Annotated in this window: 11 protein-coding genes and 2 tRNA genes; 7 read left to right on the forward strand and 6 right to left on the reverse strand. The window is 35.4% G+C overall.

Annotated elements, in window-relative coordinates:
* Positions 1 to 248: 248 nt before the first annotated feature.
* From GQ45_RS04125 to GQ45_RS04135, 3 genes are all read right to left on the reverse strand, one after another.
* Positions 249 to 323: transfer RNA gene (locus GQ45_RS04125), tRNA-Pro, on the reverse strand.
* A 32-nt stretch (positions 324 to 355) separates the two neighbouring features.
* A tRNA-Ser gene (locus tag GQ45_RS04130) sits at positions 356 to 443 on the reverse strand.
* 100 nt (positions 444 to 543) lie between these two features.
* Positions 544 to 2595, reverse strand: coding sequence for an HD family phosphohydrolase (locus tag GQ45_RS04135; RefSeq protein WP_047415354.1), 2052 nt, complete (start codon positions 2593 to 2595; stop codon positions 544 to 546).
* 179 nt (positions 2596 to 2774) lie between these two features.
* On the opposite strand from GQ45_RS04135, the gene GQ45_RS04140 reads away from it, so the two are divergent.
* Complete coding sequence (locus GQ45_RS04140) at positions 2775 to 3950, forward strand: acetyl-CoA C-acyltransferase (RefSeq protein ID WP_047415356.1); 1176 nt, start codon at positions 2775 to 2777, stop codon at positions 3948 to 3950.
* A gap of 20 nt (positions 3951 to 3970) precedes the next feature.
* Positions 3971 to 4723: an NlpC/P60 family protein gene (locus tag GQ45_RS04145; RefSeq protein WP_047415358.1), complete on the forward strand. Its 753-nt coding sequence runs from the start codon at positions 3971 to 3973 to the stop codon at positions 4721 to 4723.
* Positions 4724 to 4775: 52 nt separating this feature from the next.
* Here the strand turns inward: GQ45_RS04145 and GQ45_RS04150 are convergent, their stop codons facing one another.
* Complete coding sequence (locus GQ45_RS04150) at positions 4776 to 6038, reverse strand: tetratricopeptide repeat protein (protein WP_047415360.1); 1263 nt, start codon at positions 6036 to 6038, stop codon at positions 4776 to 4778.
* Positions 6039 to 6065: 27 nt separating this feature from the next.
* Entirely contained in the window at positions 6066 to 8597 is a 2532-nt protein-coding gene (gene gyrA, locus GQ45_RS04155) for a DNA gyrase subunit A (protein WP_047415362.1), read from the reverse strand.
* Between the two features lie 256 nt (positions 8598 to 8853).
* On the opposite strand from gyrA, the gene GQ45_RS04160 reads away from it, so the two are divergent.
* Positions 8854 to 11403, forward strand: a complete 2550-nt coding sequence (locus GQ45_RS04160; protein WP_047415363.1) for an ATP-dependent Clp protease ATP-binding subunit — start codon at positions 8854 to 8856, stop codon at positions 11401 to 11403.
* A 283-nt stretch (positions 11404 to 11686) separates the two neighbouring features.
* On the forward strand, positions 11687 to 12088 hold the full coding sequence (locus GQ45_RS04165) for a hypothetical protein (RefSeq protein ID WP_047415365.1): 402 nt from the start codon (positions 11687 to 11689) through the stop codon (positions 12086 to 12088).
* 26 nt (positions 12089 to 12114) lie between these two features.
* On the opposite strand, the gene GQ45_RS04170 is transcribed toward GQ45_RS04165, so the two are convergent.
* Positions 12115 to 13656, reverse strand: coding sequence for a bifunctional ADP-dependent NAD(P)H-hydrate dehydratase/NAD(P)H-hydrate epimerase (locus GQ45_RS04170; RefSeq protein WP_047420020.1), 1542 nt, complete (start codon positions 13654 to 13656; stop codon positions 12115 to 12117).
* Positions 13657 to 13934: 278 nt separating this feature from the next.
* Between GQ45_RS04170 and thrA the strand changes: the two genes are divergently transcribed.
* The 3 genes from thrA to thrC all read left to right on the forward strand — a co-directional run bounded on the left by thrA (position 13935) and on the right by thrC (position 18699).
* Positions 13935 to 16379, forward strand: a complete 2445-nt coding sequence (thrA, locus tag GQ45_RS04175; protein ID WP_047415367.1) for a bifunctional aspartate kinase/homoserine dehydrogenase I — start codon at positions 13935 to 13937, stop codon at positions 16377 to 16379.
* Between the two features lie 9 nt (positions 16380 to 16388).
* Positions 16389 to 17318 (forward strand): homoserine kinase, encoded by a 930-nt coding sequence (locus GQ45_RS04180; RefSeq protein WP_047415368.1) that lies wholly within the window; start codon positions 16389 to 16391, stop codon positions 17316 to 17318.
* Between the two features lie 88 nt (positions 17319 to 17406).
* Positions 17407 to 18699, forward strand: coding sequence for a threonine synthase (thrC, locus tag GQ45_RS04185; RefSeq protein WP_047415370.1), 1293 nt, complete (start codon positions 17407 to 17409; stop codon positions 18697 to 18699).
* The last annotated feature ends 27 nt before the right edge of the window (positions 18700 to 18726 follow it).

Below are 18726 nucleotides of genomic sequence, written 5' to 3' on the forward strand. Positions count from 1 at the left end.
TTTCGTCTTTTTGTTACTAATTATATATTACCAGACGAAAGTCAAATCACTTTAAAGATACATTTATTCTGTCTACTATGACCTCAATTTTAACAATTCGGTCAACACTTTTTAAAAACTTATGTTGTTATCCGATTTGTTGCCTTTTTTAATAGGATTATATGTTTTAATTTAATACCCTTAAAAACACAAAAACCTGTTAATCATACGATTAACAGGTTTCTGATATTGATTGATACTATAATTTGTCGGGGTGGCAGGATTCGAACCTGCGACCTCCGCGTCCCAAACGCGGCGCGATAACCGGGCTACGCTACACCCCGAGCGTATGGTATTATTTTTGTGAAAACTTTAGCGGAGAGACAGGGATTCGAACCCTGGGTACCCTTTTGGGGTACGACGATTTAGCAAACCGTTCCTTTCGGCCACTCAGGCACCTCTCCAATGATGTTATAAGAACAAGTATAAAATTTCGGTTGCAAATGTACTTTTTAGAATAGGATATCACAACTATTTTTGATGTTTTTTTTTATAAAAAAACTACTACTCTGGATACTCGACTCTTAGATGATAAATATTAATTAATTTTTGTTTCAAAACCTTCTTAATTTGCTCTATTTCTTTAAAGGTGATGTTCGCATTTAAAAATTGATTGGCTCGCATTTGCCCCCCAATAATTTTGTTTACAAATTCATCAATAACCAAAAAGTTAGGATTTTTTAAGCTTTTAGATGCTGCCTCAATAGCATCTGACATCATTAAAATAGCCGTTTCTTTTGAAAAAGGAATCGGTCCTGGATACCTAAAATCTTGTTCATCGACAGCAGGACTTAATTCCTGCTGCTTTTTGTAAAAATAATACACTAATGTGGTGCCATGGTGTACGCGAATAAAATCAATAACCCTATCCGGTAGGTTGTTTTTACGAGCAATTTCAATTCCATCGATAACATGATTAATAATAATTTTAGCGCTATCTAAGGGGCTTAATTCATCATGTGGATTTACATTGGTAATTTGGTTTTCAGTAAAATAGGTAGGATTGTTCATTTTACCAATATCATGATATAAGGCCCCTACCCTGACTAGCATAGCATTTGCACCGATTTCATTGGCTGCTGCTTCGGCAAGATTTGCTACTTGCAAAGAATGATGAAAAGTACCAGGAGCTTTATTAGATAACTCTTTTAAAAGCCTTGAGTTCGTATCGGAAAGCTCTAGCAGCGAAACATCGGATACGAGACCAAATACCTTTTCATAAATATAAATTAAAGGTTGAACAAATAGGGTAATCATACCGTTTAACAAAAACAAACCAAAAACCAACCATTCTAAATTGTCCAGATTGCCTTCATGTATCATATGAAATGCAAAATACCCAACGAAATAGATCAAGGTGATTTGGCCTACTGAAATAAAAAGATTAGCTCTCTTATATAATTCGGATACCGTTAAAATAGTAACAATTCCAGTAATAATTTGAAGAAAAATATACTCAAAACTATTGGGAACCACAAAACCTAAAATAAGCACTGCCAAAACATGAACAAACAAGCCTAACCTAGCATCAAAAAAAGTTTTTAATATCAATGGCAAAATGCACAAGGGAACAACAAATACAAAAGCTTCATTATATTTTACCACAAGAGTGGTAATAAATACCATGAACAGAATATTAAAAAAAATAAAAGTTACTTTGGTGTTATTCTCATAAATTTCCTGCCTGTATTTTTTCAGGAAGAATAATAACATGAGTAATACTAAAGCAACCAATACCGCATAGCCGATGATAATAAAATAATAATTGTTGTTATTGTATACTTCAGATTCGTATTCCCCTTTAATAGAATTCAGTATTTTAAAATCATTTGCCTCAACAATTTCACCTTTGGCTATAATTAATTTACCTTGATCAATAGTACCTCGAGTATAAGAAATTTTTGAAATTTCATCCTCAATTATTTTATTCGTTAATTCTGAATCTAAAAAAACATTGGGTCTTAGAACTTCAAAAAATAATTGCTCATATTGCTTTACCAGAGGAGATAAATTTCTGTTCTCTAGCACCTGTTTGGTCACTAGGCCAATATCATTTTTACTAAATAACTTGGTCGTGTTTATTTTCTTTACCTCATTATTCTGAATCAAATTAATAGTTTTTTCTGTGGTAACCACAGACAAATCCTCAACAATGCCATTTACATAAAACGCTTGCAATACGTCTTGTCCTGTTTTTATTAAATAATTTTTTCGGGCATCGGTGATATCTTTCTCACCATCAATTAAGCTATTAATCTGTTGTTCATAAGAAGTATAAACCTCATCTACAACTTGACTATCGTAATTAAAATAAGGAGTTTGATTATCTTTAATTGCCTGCTTCTCCTTATCAATCTCCTGAGCTGTTTTTTTTATGGAAAAATCAAAAGGAGCATAATAATTTTCGTATTGCCAAGGTTTCTCCTTTTGAAACTCATATTTAAATTTACCGCCCTTTGGAAAAAAGAAAACAATGAGTACAATTGACAAAAGGTAAATAAAGTATTTATAAATTACCGATTGGTTTTTAAAAATTTTATCTAAAAAAGTGCTCATATCATCCTGTGTATTACTTCAAAAGTAGCTAATAATATTAAATAATGTACTGCAAGTATTATTTGCCATTAAAAAAATAAAATAAAAAAAGAAATGCTAAACTTTTAAGAATAAATTAAAGCCACCAAGTTCATTCTGCATAAATTTATTAATTTCGCAAAACTAAATTATTAGACAACATGAAAAAAGTAGTCATTGTTTCTGCGGTAAGAACACCGATAGGCAGTTTTATGGGAAGTTTATCAAGCATATCGGCACCTATACTCGGTTCTATTGCTATTAAAGGGGCCCTAAATAAAATTAATCTAGACCCCAAACTTGTAGATGAAGTACTTATGGGTAACGTAGTACAAGCAGGAACTGGGCAAGCCCCCGCAAGACAAGCAGCTATCCATGCTGGGATTCCAAATACGGTTCCTTGTACCACCATCAATAAAGTTTGTGCCTCAGGAATGAAAGCTGTGATGCAAGGAGCACAGGCAATAGCACTTGGTGATGCGGATATTGTGGTTGCTGGCGGTATGGAAAACATGAGTTTAATTCCTCATTATGTTTACATGAGAAATGGACAAAAATTTGGTCCATCAACATTAACGGACGGCATGCAAAAAGACGGACTTGTAGATGCCTACGATAATAATGCCATGGGAGTTTGTGCTGATGCATGTGCTGATAAATACGAGTTTAGTAGAGAAGATCAAGATAATTTTGCCATCCAATCCTATAAAAGATCTGAGGCAGCTTGGCAGAAAGGATATTTTAATGATGAAGTTGTACCCGTAGAAGTTCCTCAAAGACGTGGAGAGCCTATTCTGGTCACCAAAGACGAAGAATATACCAATGTTAAGATAGATAAAATTCCTTCATTAAGACCCGCTTTTACAAAAGATGGTACCGTAACAGCAGCCAATGCTTCAACCATTAATGATGGTGCAGCTGCTCTTATTTTAATGAGCGAAGAAAAAGCAAAAGAACTAAATTTAAAACCTTTAGCAACTATTGTTAGTTTTGCAGATGCTGCACAAGAACCAGAATGGTTTACAACAGCTCCAGCAAAAGCACTTCCTAAAGCTTTAAGTAAAGCCAATATTTCCATAGATAAAGTAGATTTTTTTGAATTTAACGAGGCTTTTTCTGTTGTAGGTTTAGCCAACATGAAATTATTAGGACTTACAGATAAAAATGTAAATATTAATGGAGGAGCCGTTTCTTTGGGTCATCCATTAGGCTGTTCTGGAGCTAGAATATTGGTCTCTTTAATTCATATATTAGAACAACAAAAAGCTAAAATAGGAGCTGCCGCTATATGTAATGGTGGTGGTGGTGCCTCTGCCATGGTGATTGAAAGAAATTAAGACAGACATACTATACATTTATGCAATTTGGTCTTTGTCCTCTTAGTATTGTTCCGGTTAGGTCCTTACCTGAAGAATCCAGTGAATTAATTTCACAGTTGCTTTATGGAGACCATTTCAAAATCATAGAAACACGTAAATTTTATAGCAAAATAAGGGTGGCAAATGATGCCTGCGAAGGATGGATTAGTAATTTACAATGGCAATCGATTTCTGAGGAAACCTATCGTAGTATAGCGAATGAAACTAGCTATAGTATTTCATCAGATCTGGTGTCTTTTGTGAGTAGCCAGTTTAATGAATTAATACCCGTTTTGTTAGGTTCAACAGTATCTCATGCCGATCTGGTTCAACACCAATTCGAAGGTAATTGCTTAACTGAAAAAATACCAAAAAGTAAGCTTATGACTATGGCTTCTTTATATTTAAATTCCCCTTTTTTGTCAGGAGGCAAAACACCTTTTGGTATTGATAGTGCTGGCTTTACGCAAATGGTTTATAAAGCCTCTGGGCATCATCTATTAAGAACGGCGTCCAAACAAGCCACTCAGGGAGAACCGCTAAGTTTTATAGAAGAGTGCGAGCCTGGAGATTTAGCTTTTTTCGATAATGCAGATGGTACCATTGATCATGTTGGGATTGTTATGGAAAATAATTACGTGATACATGCGCACGGCAAAGTGAAAATAGACCGTATCGATCACACCGGCATCTTTAATACCGAAACAAAACTATACACCCATAAATTAAGAGTTCTTAAAAAGATATTTTAAAAAAAAAGCCTTTACAAAATTGTAAAGGCTTTTTTTTTAAAATGATAGATGATTACTCTCCTATCAACTTCTTTAATCTCATGAAGTTTTCATTATCACCTAAGGCACCATAAATATTTTTTAATTGCTCAAGAATGCCCTGATTGTCTGGGTTTAACTTTAAAGCATCTTCTAAAACTTGAGCACCTCTTCTAAACAAATCGTCTTTTTGCTCTTTTAAAACGTCGTATTTAGCAATATCAGCTTTTGAATTGCCTAGAGCGTTCATCGAATCAATTAATCCATTTCCTTCATTTACATAGGTTGTAGAAAGGTTTAATTGAGCATTTACATAACCAGGATTGATTTCAAGGGCTCTGTAGTATGCTTTTCTAGCGTCTTCAATATTACCTTGTTCCATATTGACAACCCCTATATTATAAAATAAATCTGCATTATCAGGTTGTAGTGCTGTAGCTTCAGCCATTAAAGATTTAAACTTGTCTTTATCGCCTAACTTAAAATATAAATTAGCTTCATTCAATATTAAATTTACATCACTAGGATCATCGGCTCTAGCGTCTTTATACGCCTCTAAAGCTTTATCATCTTGACCTAACTGCGTATAAATTAAAGCGATATTCTTTACGATTTCAGAACTTTTTGAAGCAGACTTCTCTTCTTTAGGATCTTTATAGGTTTTAGATTTAACCATTAAATCTCTTTGTTGTTTACTCATTTCCTCTGTTTCTCCAGTTTCAATGTTAACAGCAGTGTATTTAATTTCAGTACCATCGTACCCTAAGGATTTAAGTTCGTTATAGTACCCCAGTGCTTGCTCGTATTCCGTACCATTTACAGCACTACTTGCTGCGTAATACAAATACACAGTATCCTGAGGACTCAAAGTATAACCTAAATATAGTTTTTCAGCGGCTTCCTTAAATTTTTTGTTATTATTGTCTTCAACCGCAGCATTTACCAAATCAACTGTCATCCCTGAAAGCTTTTGTCTTGCTTCAACGGTATAGCTCATTTTACCTGATTTTTCCTCAATAGCAATCGCTTCATTAAAGGCAGTTATTGCCGTATCAAAAGCTCTTGCATCCCCTTTTTTGGCCAAAATGGCATAGGTTTCTCCCTTTAAAAAATAAAATTGTGCTTTCATTTTTTCATCAGCACTACCAATTAAGGAAGCTGCACTTTCCAAAGAAGTTTTGGCCTCAGCAAGATTTCCTGACTTTAAGGCTTTCTCAACTGCTTTTATCTCACTCTTTTGTGAAAAACCAACCATGGTGTATGACATTGCTGCCAATATTAAAATTTTAGTTTTCATCTTTACGTTTTTATTTAAATTTAATGTTTATTCTTCTGTTTCGGTTTCAGTATTATCAAGAGCCGTGCCATTTTCTGGATTCACGTCTAATTCATTTATATCGGTATCATCTACAGCATCTTCGTCTTTCATCACTTTAGCCACAGCCGCGATAGAATCGTTTCCTTTGATGTTGATTAAACGAACACCTTGTGTTGCTCTACCCATCACCCTTAAGTCTTCGACACTCATCCGAATAGCAATTCCTGATTTATTGATAATCATTAAATCATCCGCATCCGAAACATTTTTGATGGCCACTAATCCTCCCGTTTTATCGGTAATGGAAATGGTTTTTACTCCTTTTCCACCTCTATTAGTTACGCGATAATCATCTATGCTAGATCTTTTTCCGTACCCATTTTCAGAAACCACTAGAATTTCTTCTTCAAAATTATGAACAGAAACCATACCGATAACTTCATCATTCTCGCTTTGCAGCGTTATGCCACGAACTCCAGATGCATTTCTTCCCATAGGTCGCGTTTTACTTTCTTCAAAACGGATGGCTTTACCAGATTTTAATCCTAAGAATATTTCACTAGTACCTGTGGTTAATTTAGCTTCTAATAATTCATCATCTTCTCTAATGCTTATGGCATTTATGCCATTTTGGCGTGGTCTTGAATATTGCTCTAATAAAGTTTTCTTGACAATACCTTTTTTAGTGGCCATAATCACGTAATGGCTGTTTACATACTCTTCGTCTTTAAGGTCTTGTGTACAGATAAAAGCCTTTACGCTATCTCCATTTTCAATACTAATCAAGTTTTGAATAGCCCTACCTTTTGATGATTTACTACCTTCTGGAATTTCATAAACACGCATCCAGAAACACTTTCCTTTCTGTGTGAAAAATAACATATATTGGTGGTTGGTACCTACAAATAAATGCTCTAAGAAGTCTTCATTTCTAGTAGAAGATGCCTTTTGACCCACACCACCTCTATTTTGGGTTTTGTATTCTGATAAAGGCGTACGTTTAATATATCCTGCATGCGAAATAGTAATAACCACTTGCTCATCAGGAATCATATCTTCCATGCTTAAATCACCGCCAGCAAAGTTAATTTCTGACCTGCGTTCATCACCATACTTCTCCTTTACTTCTTGTAGCTCGTCTTTAATAATTTGCATTCTTCGCTCTTTACGGGCAAGAATATCTTTTAAATCTTCTATCGTCTTTAAAATTTCTTCATATTCAGAACGTAATTTGTCTTGTTCTAAACCAGTTAACTGACGGAGACGCATTTCAACAATTGCCTTTGCCTGAATTTCAGACAGTTTAAAGCGTTCCATTAAATTGTCTCTTGCTTCATCACCGTTTGAAGAAGCCCTAATTATTTTTATAACCTCGTCTATATTGTCAGAGGCAATAATTAACCCTTCTAAAATATGCGCTCTATCTTCCGCTTTTTTAAGTTCAAACGTGGTTCTACGCACCACTACTTCATGTCTATGCTCCACGAAATAGTGAATCATTTCTTTCACATTTAGCATTTGAGGTCTACCATTTACAAGTGCAATATTGTTTACACTAAAAGAAGACTGCAAGGAAGTGTACTTGTATAAAGTATTTAATACAATATTAGGAATAGCATCTCTCTTTAGAATATACACGATACGCATACCATTCCGATCCGATTCATCTCTGATCGTGGAAATTCCTTCTATTTTTTTATCGTTAACAAGATCGGCTGTTTTTTTAATCATATCAGCCTTATTGATCTGATATGGAATTTCAGTAACAATAATGCATTCTCTACCTTGAACCTCCTCAAAACTAGCTTTTGCACGCATAACCACTCTTCCACGACCTGTATGAAAGGCTTCTTTCACACCATCATATCCGTAAATAATACCCCCAGTCGGAAAGTCTGGTGCTTTTATATGCGTGATGAGTTCGTCAATAGTAATTTCATTATTTTCAATATAGGCGATAGTACCATCTACAACCTCGGTCAGGTTATGAGGTGGCATATTCGTTGCCATACCTACGGCAATACCCGAAGCACCATTCACCAATAAGTTAGGAATTCTTGTAGGTAATACTTTGGGCTCCTTTAAAGTATCATCAAAATTTAACTGATGGTCTACCGTGTCCTTGTCTATATCTGCCAACATATCATCAGCAATTTTACGCATACGAGCTTCTGTATAACGCATAGCTGCAGGGCTATCACCATCAATAGATCCAAAGTTACCCTGCCCATCAACGAGCATGTAGCGCAAACTCCATTCCTGCGCCATACGCACCATAGAATCATATACTGAAGTATCCCCATGAGGGTGATACTTACCCAAAACTTCACCCACAATACGAGCAGACTTTTTATGAGCACTCGTTGATCTTACGCCCAACTCGTACATTCCAAATAAAACTCTTCTATGTACTGGTTTTAAACCATCCCTAACATCTGGTAATGCACGTGACACAATGACCGACATTGAATAATCAATGTAAGCGGATTTCATTTCATCATCGATGTTGATAGGAATTAATTTTTCTCCTTCTGCCATTTTAAAATCTTATATTATTTACTAGGTTAAAAAACATGCCAATATACAGAAAATCGGGGCTACCAATACAATTATCGCGTAGTTTATTTAATAATTTATCAACATTAAAAACATAAAGTGTTAGTAATAAAATTTCCTATTCCTTGTCGTTAATGCTTAGTTTTTCCGTTATTTAAGGCATCTTTAACGAATATAGGTACAGTATTTGTTATAATGTAAGATAGATTTACTATTTTTAATGTCGAAAGTAAGATATATGGATGATAATTTTTCACCAAGAGTAAAAGATGTAATTGCTTATAGTAAGGAAGAAGCATTAAGACTTGGTCATGATTTTATAGGTACGGAACATTTAATGCTAGGCCTTTTACGTGATGGAAACGGAAAAGCAATAAGCATTTTAGATGCCTTGGATGTAGACTTAAACCACCTTCGAAGAAAGGTTGAGATTTTGAGCCCTGCCAATCCAAATGCAACGCCTATGCAAAAAGATAAAAAAAACTTGCACCTAACAAGACAAGCAGAGCGTGCACTTAAAACAACTTTTCTAGAAGCTAAACTTTTTCAAAGCTCTTCAATTAATACGGCTCACTTATTACTGTGCATTCTTAGAAACGAAAATGATCCTACAACTAAGTTGTTACATAAACTTAAAGTAGATTACGATGGTGTAAAAGAGCAGTTCAAATCAATGATCACCAGTGATGATGATTATATTGATACGCCTACTTCAGAGTCCTTTTCAAATGATGCAGATGATGCCCCAGAAGGAAAAGATGCCTCTTTTGGTGGCACTGGGAGTCAAAAGGGAAATAAAAAATCTAAAACACCTGTATTAGATAATTTTGGTCGTGACTTAACGCAGATGGCTGAAGAAAATAAGTTAGACCCTGTAGTTGGTAGAGAAAAAGAAATTGAAAGGGTTTCTCAAATTTTAAGCAGACGAAAAAAGAACAATCCATTACTTATAGGAGAACCAGGTGTTGGTAAAAGTGCCATTGCTGAAGGTTTAGCCTTGCGCATTATCAATAAAAAAGTATCCCGTATACTTTACGGTAAAAGAGTGGTTACACTAGATTTAGCCTCTTTAGTTGCTGGAACAAAATACAGAGGTCAGTTTGAAGAGCGCATGAAAGCGGTTATGAACGAGCTTGAAAAAAATGATGATATTATTCTTTTTATAGATGAAATTCATACCATCGTTGGTGCGGGTGGAGCTACAGGAAGTTTAGATGCATCAAACATGTTTAAGCCTGCTCTAGCAAGAGGGGAAATTCAATGTATAGGCGCCACTACTTTAGACGAATACCGACAGTATATTGAAAAAGACGGAGCTTTAGAACGTCGTTTTCAAAAAGTAATTGTAGAACCTACAACCGTTGATGAAACGATCGAAATTTTACAAAATATTAAAGGTAAATATGAAGATCACCATAATGTTACGTATACGGATGAGTCGATCATTGCTTGCGTAAAATTAACCAATAGGTATATGACAGACCGTTTTCTTCCTGACAAAGCGATTGATGCTTTAGATGAAGCCGGTTCTAGAGTACATATTGTTAATATGGATGTTCCAAAACAAATTTTAGAATTAGAAAAACAATTAGATGAAGTTCGTGAGCTTAAAAATACCGTTGTTAAAAAACAACGGTATGAGGAAGCTGCAAAACTTCGTGATGATGAGAAGAAAATAGAAAAAGATCTTGCTATCGCTCAAGAAAAATGGGAAGAAGATAGTAAACTACATAGGGAAACAGTAACTGAAGATAATGTAGCTGATGTAGTTTCCATGATGAGTGGTATTCCTGTCAACAGAATAGCACAGACTGAAATTACCAAACTATCTGAATTGCCCAACCTCATTAAAGGTAGTGTAATTGGTCAAGATGAAGCTGTTGGTAAGGTGGCGAAAGCTATTCAACGTAATAGAGCTGGACTAAAAGATCCCAATAAACCCATTGGTTCTTTTATATTTTTAGGACAAACTGGGGTTGGTAAAACGCAATTAGCAAAAGTATTAGCGAAAGAATTATTCGACTCTGAAGATGCGCTTATTCGTATTGATATGAGTGAGTATATGGAGAAATTTGCGATCTCGCGTTTAGTAGGAGCACCTCCGGGATACGTAGGTTATGAAGAAGGTGGCCAATTAACAGAAAAAGTGCGTCGTAAACCGTATGCTGTTGTTCTGTTGGACGAAGTAGAAAAAGCACACCCTGATGTGTTTAACATGATGCTTCAAGTGCTAGATGACGGGTTTTTAACCGATAGTTTAGGTCGTAAAATCGATTTCAGAAACACCATTATCATTATGACCTCTAATATTGGCGCACGCCAGTTAAAAGACTTTGGTCAAGGTGTAGGTTTTGGCACCTCTGCTATGAAATCTCAGACAGATTCGCACCAAAAAAGTGTTATTGAGAATGCCTTAAAAAAGGCTTTTGCACCAGAGTTTTTAAATAGAATTGATGATGTCGTAGTGTTTAATCCTTTAGAAAAAGAAGATATTAATAAAATTATTGATATCGAGTTACGTAAATTATTACTTCGCATTAGAGATATTGGCTATGTTTTAGAACTATCTGATAAAGCGAAAGATTACATTGCAGATAAAGGATTCGATAAGCAATATGGCGCTAGACCTTTAAAAAGGGCAATTCAAAAGTATATTGAAGATGCACTGGCTGAAGAAATTGTCAGCTCTAAATTAGAAGAGGGAGATACCATTTTTATGGACTTAGACGAAGAAAAACAAGAGTTAATTATAAAAATTGAAAAGGCTGAAAAGAAATCTAAAGCTTAGTCAATTTTATTTTAAAACAATAGTAAAAGACCGCCTAGATGGCGGTCTTTTTTTTGCAAGCAAATCAAACCAAAAAAAATAGTATAAGTTTTACAGCGGCTACAGTTTAAACAAAGCAAATAAGATATCATTTAGAGAATAGTAATCATTTACTTTCAATATATTTTAATCCTTTTACTTTGAAGGCCACTTGAACGATATTTAAGCCTTTTATCTAGTATTTTTTTAGGCAAACAAGCTTAAGACTACTTTCGTATCGAGACACATTATATATTGTAAGGGAATGAGAATTGAACAATCGAAAAACAAAATTGTAGTTCGGGAATACCATCTTGAAACTGGAATAGTTCAGGTATTTGATGACTATATGGTTGCAATTTTTGAAGAAGGGGCTACACTCACTTTAGAAAGGGCGTATCAAATTATAGGAATCGCTGAAATTCACTTTAGAGAGAAGAATTTTGGATACATTAGCCTTAGAAAAAATTCGTATGCCATAGACCCTACCGTGTATACCTATATTAGAGAGATCGAAAATCTAAAAGCTTTCGCTGTAGTTTCTATCAAAGAAATAGATATGCATAACTTTAAGATTGAAAAACTTTTCTACAAAAATCAAATGAAATTCTTTATTGAATATGACAATGCTTTGGCTTGGGTAAAAAAACGTATCAAGGCAAAATAGGTACACTATTGTTCAATCTCAAAATTTTAACTTTCTTTACTTTCCTCTTGTTGTGTTTCTGGTCTTTTGAACAATTCCAGAAAAGCACTTCCTAGGGTATCAATTAACACAGAAGCGGTCAATGCTTGATATCCATGGTTTTCAACCGCTAAATCTCCTGCACTACCGTGTAAATAAACACCAAAAACAGCCGCATTTAACGGGTCATAGCCTTGAGCTATAAGTCCTGTGATTATACCTGTTAAAACATCCCCACTGCCAGCCGTGGCCATCCCTGGATTTCCCGTGGTATTGACAAAGCCCTTGTTTTGATAAATAGTAATTGTATTTGCGCCTTTAAGCACTAAAATACAATCATATTTTTTGGAGAATTTTTTAGCTTTTATAAGTTTATCAAAATCATCTTTCCAACTCCCTATCAAACGCTCTAATTCTTTTGGATGTGGCGTTAATACCGTTTTAGCAGGCATTTTATGGAGCAGATTTTTATCTAAAGAAAGTATATTCAGCCCATCTGCGTCGATGACTAAAGGAATTTTATTCGTATTTAAAAAGCTTGAAAACGCAGCCTGCACTTCTTTTGAAGTACCTAAGCCTATTCCGATTCCGATAACCGTTGGTGTAAAATCAAATTCAATTTCAGAAAGGAATCTATCATTTTCCGTCGTCAACACCATTATTTCGGGCAAAGCTGTTTGCATGGGGATGTAACCACACTTTGGTATTAAAGCTGTAACTAAACCACTACCTGCGGTTAAGCAGGCCTTAGCACTTAATTGCACTGCTCCTATTTTTCCGTAACTCCCTCCTATAAGTAGGGAATGTCCGTAAGTACCTTTATGGGAAAACTTTGCTCTAGGAATATACAGGGGTAAAATTTCATGCACACCAATTAATTCAAAGTCTGTATCCGTTTCCTTTAAATATTCAGTATCAATCCCTATGTCTAACACCTCCCATTGATGAACAAATATTCCTGTTTCAGGCAGGAAAAACACTAATTTAGGCGTTTGAAAGCTTAAGACATAACTAGCATTCACAACGGCCTCTTTGTTATTAATTCCTTGATCCGTAAAAAGCCCTGAAGGTAGGTCAACCGATAAAATAAAGGCTTTTGAAGTATTTAAATGCTTTATTAATGATACCACCCAAGGGTCAGGATCTCTATTTAATCCAATGCCAAAAATTGCGTCAATAACTATATCTTGATCGCTTATTACAGGAAAATCTTTGCTGTCATTGATATAATTAGGCCAAATTTTCCGCTCTTTTAAGCGAGCTAAGTTTTTTAGAAAGTCATCAGATCTTTTATTGCTGTAATTCACTACATGAACTTCAATAGCGTATCCGTGATCTTTTAAATGGCGTGCAACAGCTATACCATCCCCCCCATTGTTCCCAATACCACAGCATATATGAATTTTAACAGGCGCACCTTGTAAGCGTACATGCAACCAATTAAAAATTTGGACTGCAGCTCGTTCCATAAGTTCATCACTGGAGATGTGCTGTTTTTTAATCGTATGGGTATCAGCATCATAAATTTGTTGGGCGCTAAAAATCTTCATTCCATAAAATAATTTGACAAAAATTGATGATTTCGTAAAAATTTGAGAAATCATTTGATAAGGAAATCAAAAATACTACATTTGAGGCTATCTTTGATAGAAAGCAAGATTCAAAATGAACCATACCAACAAGTTTTCTTTCTCTTTTATGACTTGTGATATTACCATCACGAGCATCATTGTAACCCCATTGGGGTAATCTGCTATAGTAACACGTCCCATTTTTTTTGCATGTTTAGAATGCATTTATTCTCTAGTCAATTTAATATTTTTTCATCATGAAAATTCTAAAATTTGGTGGTACATCTGTTGCCAACGCTCAAAATATACGCTTAGTTAAACATATTGTTTCAAAATCTAAAGCCGACAAAACCATTGTGGTTGTTTCGGCTTTGGGTGGCATGACAGATTTATTGTTAAAAACAGCAAATTTAGCTTCGAATCAAGAGGTTAGCTATAAAACTGTGCTGAAAGAAATTGAAGATAGGCACTTTTCTACTATAAAAGAATTGATCCCAATTGCCACTCAAAGTAAAGTACTGAGTAAGGTTAAAAGTGAATTAAACACTTTAGAAACCTTATTAGAAGGCGCTTATTTAATTGGTGAAATAACCCCAAAACTATCAGATAAAATTGTTAGTTATGGGGAATTGTTATCATCGTATATTATTAGTGAGTTTTTTAGTGTAGAAAAATTAAGCTGCGCCTATAAAGACAGTCGAGAATTGATTAAAACAAACGATGCGTTTGGAAAAGCAGTTGTGAATTTTGCTGTCACCAATGAAAACTGCAGTACTTTTTTTGAGACTATTTCAGATAAAATAATCGTCATGGCTGGGTTTATTGCATCTTCTATGCAAGGAAATGCCACAACCTTGGGTCGAGGCGGATCGGATTATACCGCAGCCATTGTTGCCAGTGCAATTAATGCCGAAGTTCTTGAAATTTGGACCGATGTGAGCGGCATGTACACGGCTAATCCAAAATTGGTAAAGCAGGCCATGGCCATTCCACATATTTCTTACGAAGAAGCGATGGAGCTATCGCATTTTGGAGCAAAAGTTTTGTACCCTCCAACCATTCAACCCGTTCTATCGAAAGGAATTTCAATTGTGATTAAAAATACCTTTGACGATGAAAATGAAGGCACACTCATTACCAAAACTAAAAATGCAAAAGGGAGAACCGTAAGAGGTATCAGTCATGTTGAAAGTATTGCTTTACTTTCTTTGGAAGGCTCCGGAATGGTCGGTATTCCTGGGATATCCAAACGCTTTTTTGAAGTTCTATCACAAGCAGAGATAAGTGTGGTCTTAATTACACAGGCATCCTCTGAACATTCTATATGTATCGGAATTGCTGAGTTTGATGCCGATAAAGCCGTTGAAGTCATCAACGAAGCTTTTGAATATGAAATAAGCCTGGGTAGAATAAAACCAACACTTGCAGAAAAAAACTTGGCTATTATCGCCCTTGTAGGTGATAATATGAAAAGCCACCAAGGGCTAAGTGGTAAAATGTTTAGTACGCTAGGTAAAAATAATGTAAACATCAGGGCCATTGCTCAAGGGGCTTCCGAACGAAACATTTCTGCAGTAATTGTTAAGGATGATGTAAAAAAGGCTTTAAACACCCTGCATGAAGAATTTTTTGAAGACAACACCAAGCAATTGAATTTATTTGTCATGGGTGTCGGAAATGTGGGTGCTAAGTTTTTAAATCAATTACAACAACAAAAAAAATATTTAAAAGAAAACCTAAAACTAAACATTCGCGTTATTGGTATTTCTAATTCAAGAACTATGGTTTTTGATGAAGACGGAATTTCCCTTAAAAAATGGGAAGCTGTTTTACAAGAAGGTGAACAAGCCCATAAAGAAACCTTTTTTGAGCGGGTTAAAAAACTAAATTATAGGAATAGTATTTTTGTCGATAATACCGCGAGTGATATCGTCTCACAAACCTACGCTTCGTATTTAAAAAATAGTATTTCGGTAGTTACCTGTAATAAAATAGCCTGTTCCTCAGACTACGATAATTATAAAAATTTAAAAGATTTAGCACGACAATACAACGCTCCGTTTTTATTTGAAACCAATGTGGGTGCAGGTTTACCCATCATTGATACCCTAAAGAATTTAATAGCTTCAGGGGATAAAATTATTAAAATTCAAGCGGTATTATCTGGAAGTTTAAACTTTGTTTTTAATAATTTTAAAAACACAACAAACTTTCACGCTATCGTAAAAGAAGCAAAAGCAGAGGGCTATACCGAACCAGACCCGAAAATAGATCTAAGTGGCATAGACGTCATGCGAAAAATATTAATATTAGCTCGTGAAAGTGGCCATAAAATTGATATTAACGAAATTGAAAACAACTCATTTTTACCTGAAGAAAGCCTAAAAACAACAAATAATGATTCGTTCTTTGAATCCTTAATCAAGCATGAAAATCATTTTCAACAATTATATTCAGACGCCGCAAAAAAGGATTGCAAACTTAAATATGTAGCGCAGTTTGCACATGGAAAAGCGAGCGTTGGTTTACAGCAAATCCCGAAAGGACACGATTTTTATACCTTAGAAGGGAGTGATAATATTGTATTATTTTTTACAGAAAGATACCCCAACCAACCCATGATAATAAAAGGGGCTGGTGCAGGAGCTGAAGTAACAGCATCTGGTATTTTTGCCGATATCATCAGAATCGGAAACTTTTAAAATTACCCTATGAAAGCAAATGAAATACGTGTTTTTTGCCCTGCAACTATAGCCAATGTATCTTGTGGCTTTGATGTACTTGGCTTGGCTTTAGATGCCGTTGGTGATGAAATGGTAGTTCGAAAAACAAGCGAAAAAGGAATTAAAATAACCAAACTCACGGGACAGGATTTACCAACCGATACCTTACAAAATGTGGCCGGCGTTGCCGGATTGGCATTACTAGCGGAAAGCGGGTACCAGGGTGGTTTCGAAATAGAAATCTATAAAAAAATTAAAGCTGGTAGCGGTATTGGCAGTAGTGCAGCAAGTGCGGCAGGTGCAGTTTGGGCCATGAATGAATTAATTGGAAAACCCTTTTCTCCCTTACAACTTGTGAAGTTTGCTATGGAAGGGGAACGTTTAGCTAGTGGTGTTGCCCATGCCGATAATGTGGCTCCTGCCCTATTTGGTGGTTTTACTTTGGTTCGCAGTTATCATCCCTTAGATATTGTAAAAATTAACACTCCTAGCGAATTGTTTGCCACTGTTATTCACCCCCAAATTGAAATAAAAACATCGGACTCAAGGCGTATTTTAAAAACAACGATTTCTTTAGAAGATGGTATTAAGCAGTGGGGCAATGTCGGCGGCTTAATCGCAGGACTTTTTACGGAAGATTTTGACTTAATTGGTCGCTCCTTAGAGGATCACATTATAGAACCCATACGATCTATCTTGATTCCTGGCTTTGATGCCGTTAAGCAAAAGGCGCTAGAGACAGGTGCTTTAGGTAGTGGTATTTCGGGCTCAGGTCCTTCCATTTTTGCGCTGAGTAAAGGAGAAGCAATGGCTCAAAAAGTAGGGCAAGCTATGACAGAGGTATATGAAAAGATAGGTATTGATTATGATGTTCATGTTTCTAAAATAAATACGGATGGCATAAAGCAAATATCATGAGGTATAAAAAATAGCTCCTATAGCGACTCTTAGTACTGAGAAAAGTAGCTAAGCACTTGAATAAATAGATTTTAAACTTTTTAATAGCATGAATTTTTACAGTTTAAACCAAAAAGCTCCAAAAGTATCTTTTAAAGAAGCCGTAATTAACGGAATTGCTCCTGATCGCGGGTTGTACTTTCCGGAACAAATAAGGCCTTTACCAGCTGTTTTTTTTGATACTATTGAAAATTTATCAAAATTTGATATTGCATTTACGGCCATTCGCCAATTTGTTCATGAAGATATTGATGATAAAACCTTAAAAGAAATCGTAAAGGACGTTCTAGATTTTGATTTCCCTTTGGTTTCGATCACCGAAAATAGTGCCAGTTTAGAACTTTTTCATGGTCCAACACTCGCATTTAAAGATGTTGGCGCCCGATTTATGGCACAGTGTTTAGGTCATTTTTCACAAGAGAATACCCAAGAAATTACGGTACTTGTAGCCACTTCTGGCGATACGGGCGGCGCTGTTGCCAATGGTTTTTTAGGGGTCGATGGGGTTAAAGTGGTGATTCTATATCCAAGTGGCAAAGTAAGTGATATCCAAGAAAAACAGTTAACCACCTTAGGAAAAAATATTACCGCTCTAGAAGTCGATGGTACTTTTGACGATTGCCAAACCATGGTGAAAACGGCATTTTTAGATGCAGAAATTACAAGTACAAAACAATTAACCTCTGCAAATTCTATTAACGTGGCACGCTGGTTACCACAGTTGTTTTACTTTTTATTTGCCTATAAAGACACTAAATCAAAGAAAAAGGACTTGGTTTTTTCTATTCCAAGTGGAAATTTTGGTAATATTTGTGCTGGAATGATAGCGCAACAGTTAGGAATGCCTGTAAAACATTTTATAGCAGCCACGAATGTAAATGATGTGGTACCCAGATTTATGCAAACCGGTAGGTACGAACCAAAGCCGTCGAAGGCAACAATTTCTAATGCCATGGATGTTGGTGATCCAAGCAATTTTGTTCGTATTCGTCATATCTATGATAACGACACTACAAAACTTTCAGCAAACCTATCATCCTACACCTTTTCCGATGCACAAACAAGAGAGGCCATGCTAGAGTTGTACACCCAATATGGCTATGTTGCGGACCCACATGGAGCCGTTGGATATTTAGGTTTAAAAAAATACCAAGAACAGCATCCGGATACCTTCGGAATTTTTTTGGAAACAGCACATCCGGTTAAATTTTTAGAAACCGTTGAAGCTACCATTAATGAAAAAATAGCCATTCCTGAAAAAATCTTAAAACAAATGAACAGGAAGAAAAAATCTATTAAAATAGCAACCTACAATGAGATGAAACAATTTCTACTACAATAAGCTTGTTCTATACTATTCACAAAGAAT

Origin of the sequence: Cellulophaga sp. Hel_I_12, assembly GCF_000799565.1 — a bacterium.
Taxonomy (GTDB): domain Bacteria; phylum Bacteroidota; class Bacteroidia; order Flavobacteriales; family Flavobacteriaceae; genus Cellulophaga.

Coding starts and splice junctions, on each gene's coding strand:
- GQ45_RS04150 (WP_047415360.1), bottom strand. CDS start 6,038: ATGAAAACTAAAATTTTAATATTGGCAGCAATGTCATACACCATGGTT.
- thrC (WP_047415370.1), top strand. CDS start 17,407: ATGAATTTTTACAGTTTAAACCAAAAAGCTCCAAAAGTATCTTTTAAA.
- GQ45_RS04140 (WP_047415356.1), top strand. CDS start 2,775: ATGAAAAAAGTAGTCATTGTTTCTGCGGTAAGAACACCGATAGGCAGT.
- gyrA (WP_047415362.1), bottom strand. CDS start 8,597: ATGGCAGAAGGAGAAAAATTAATTCCTATCAACATCGATGATGAAATG.
- GQ45_RS04180 (WP_047415368.1), top strand. CDS start 16,389: ATGAAAGCAAATGAAATACGTGTTTTTTGCCCTGCAACTATAGCCAAT.
- GQ45_RS04170 (WP_047420020.1), bottom strand. CDS start 13,656: ATGAAGATTTTTAGCGCCCAACAAATTTATGATGCTGATACCCATACG.
- GQ45_RS04135 (WP_047415354.1), bottom strand. CDS start 2,595: ATGAGCACTTTTTTAGATAAAATTTTTAAAAACCAATCGGTAATTTAT.
- thrA (WP_047415367.1), top strand. CDS start 13,935: ATGAAAATTCTAAAATTTGGTGGTACATCTGTTGCCAACGCTCAAAAT.
- GQ45_RS04165 (WP_047415365.1), top strand. CDS start 11,687: ATGAGAATTGAACAATCGAAAAACAAAATTGTAGTTCGGGAATACCAT.
- GQ45_RS04160 (WP_047415363.1), top strand. CDS start 8,854: ATGGATGATAATTTTTCACCAAGAGTAAAAGATGTAATTGCTTATAGT.
- GQ45_RS04145 (WP_047415358.1), top strand. CDS start 3,971: ATGCAATTTGGTCTTTGTCCTCTTAGTATTGTTCCGGTTAGGTCCTTA.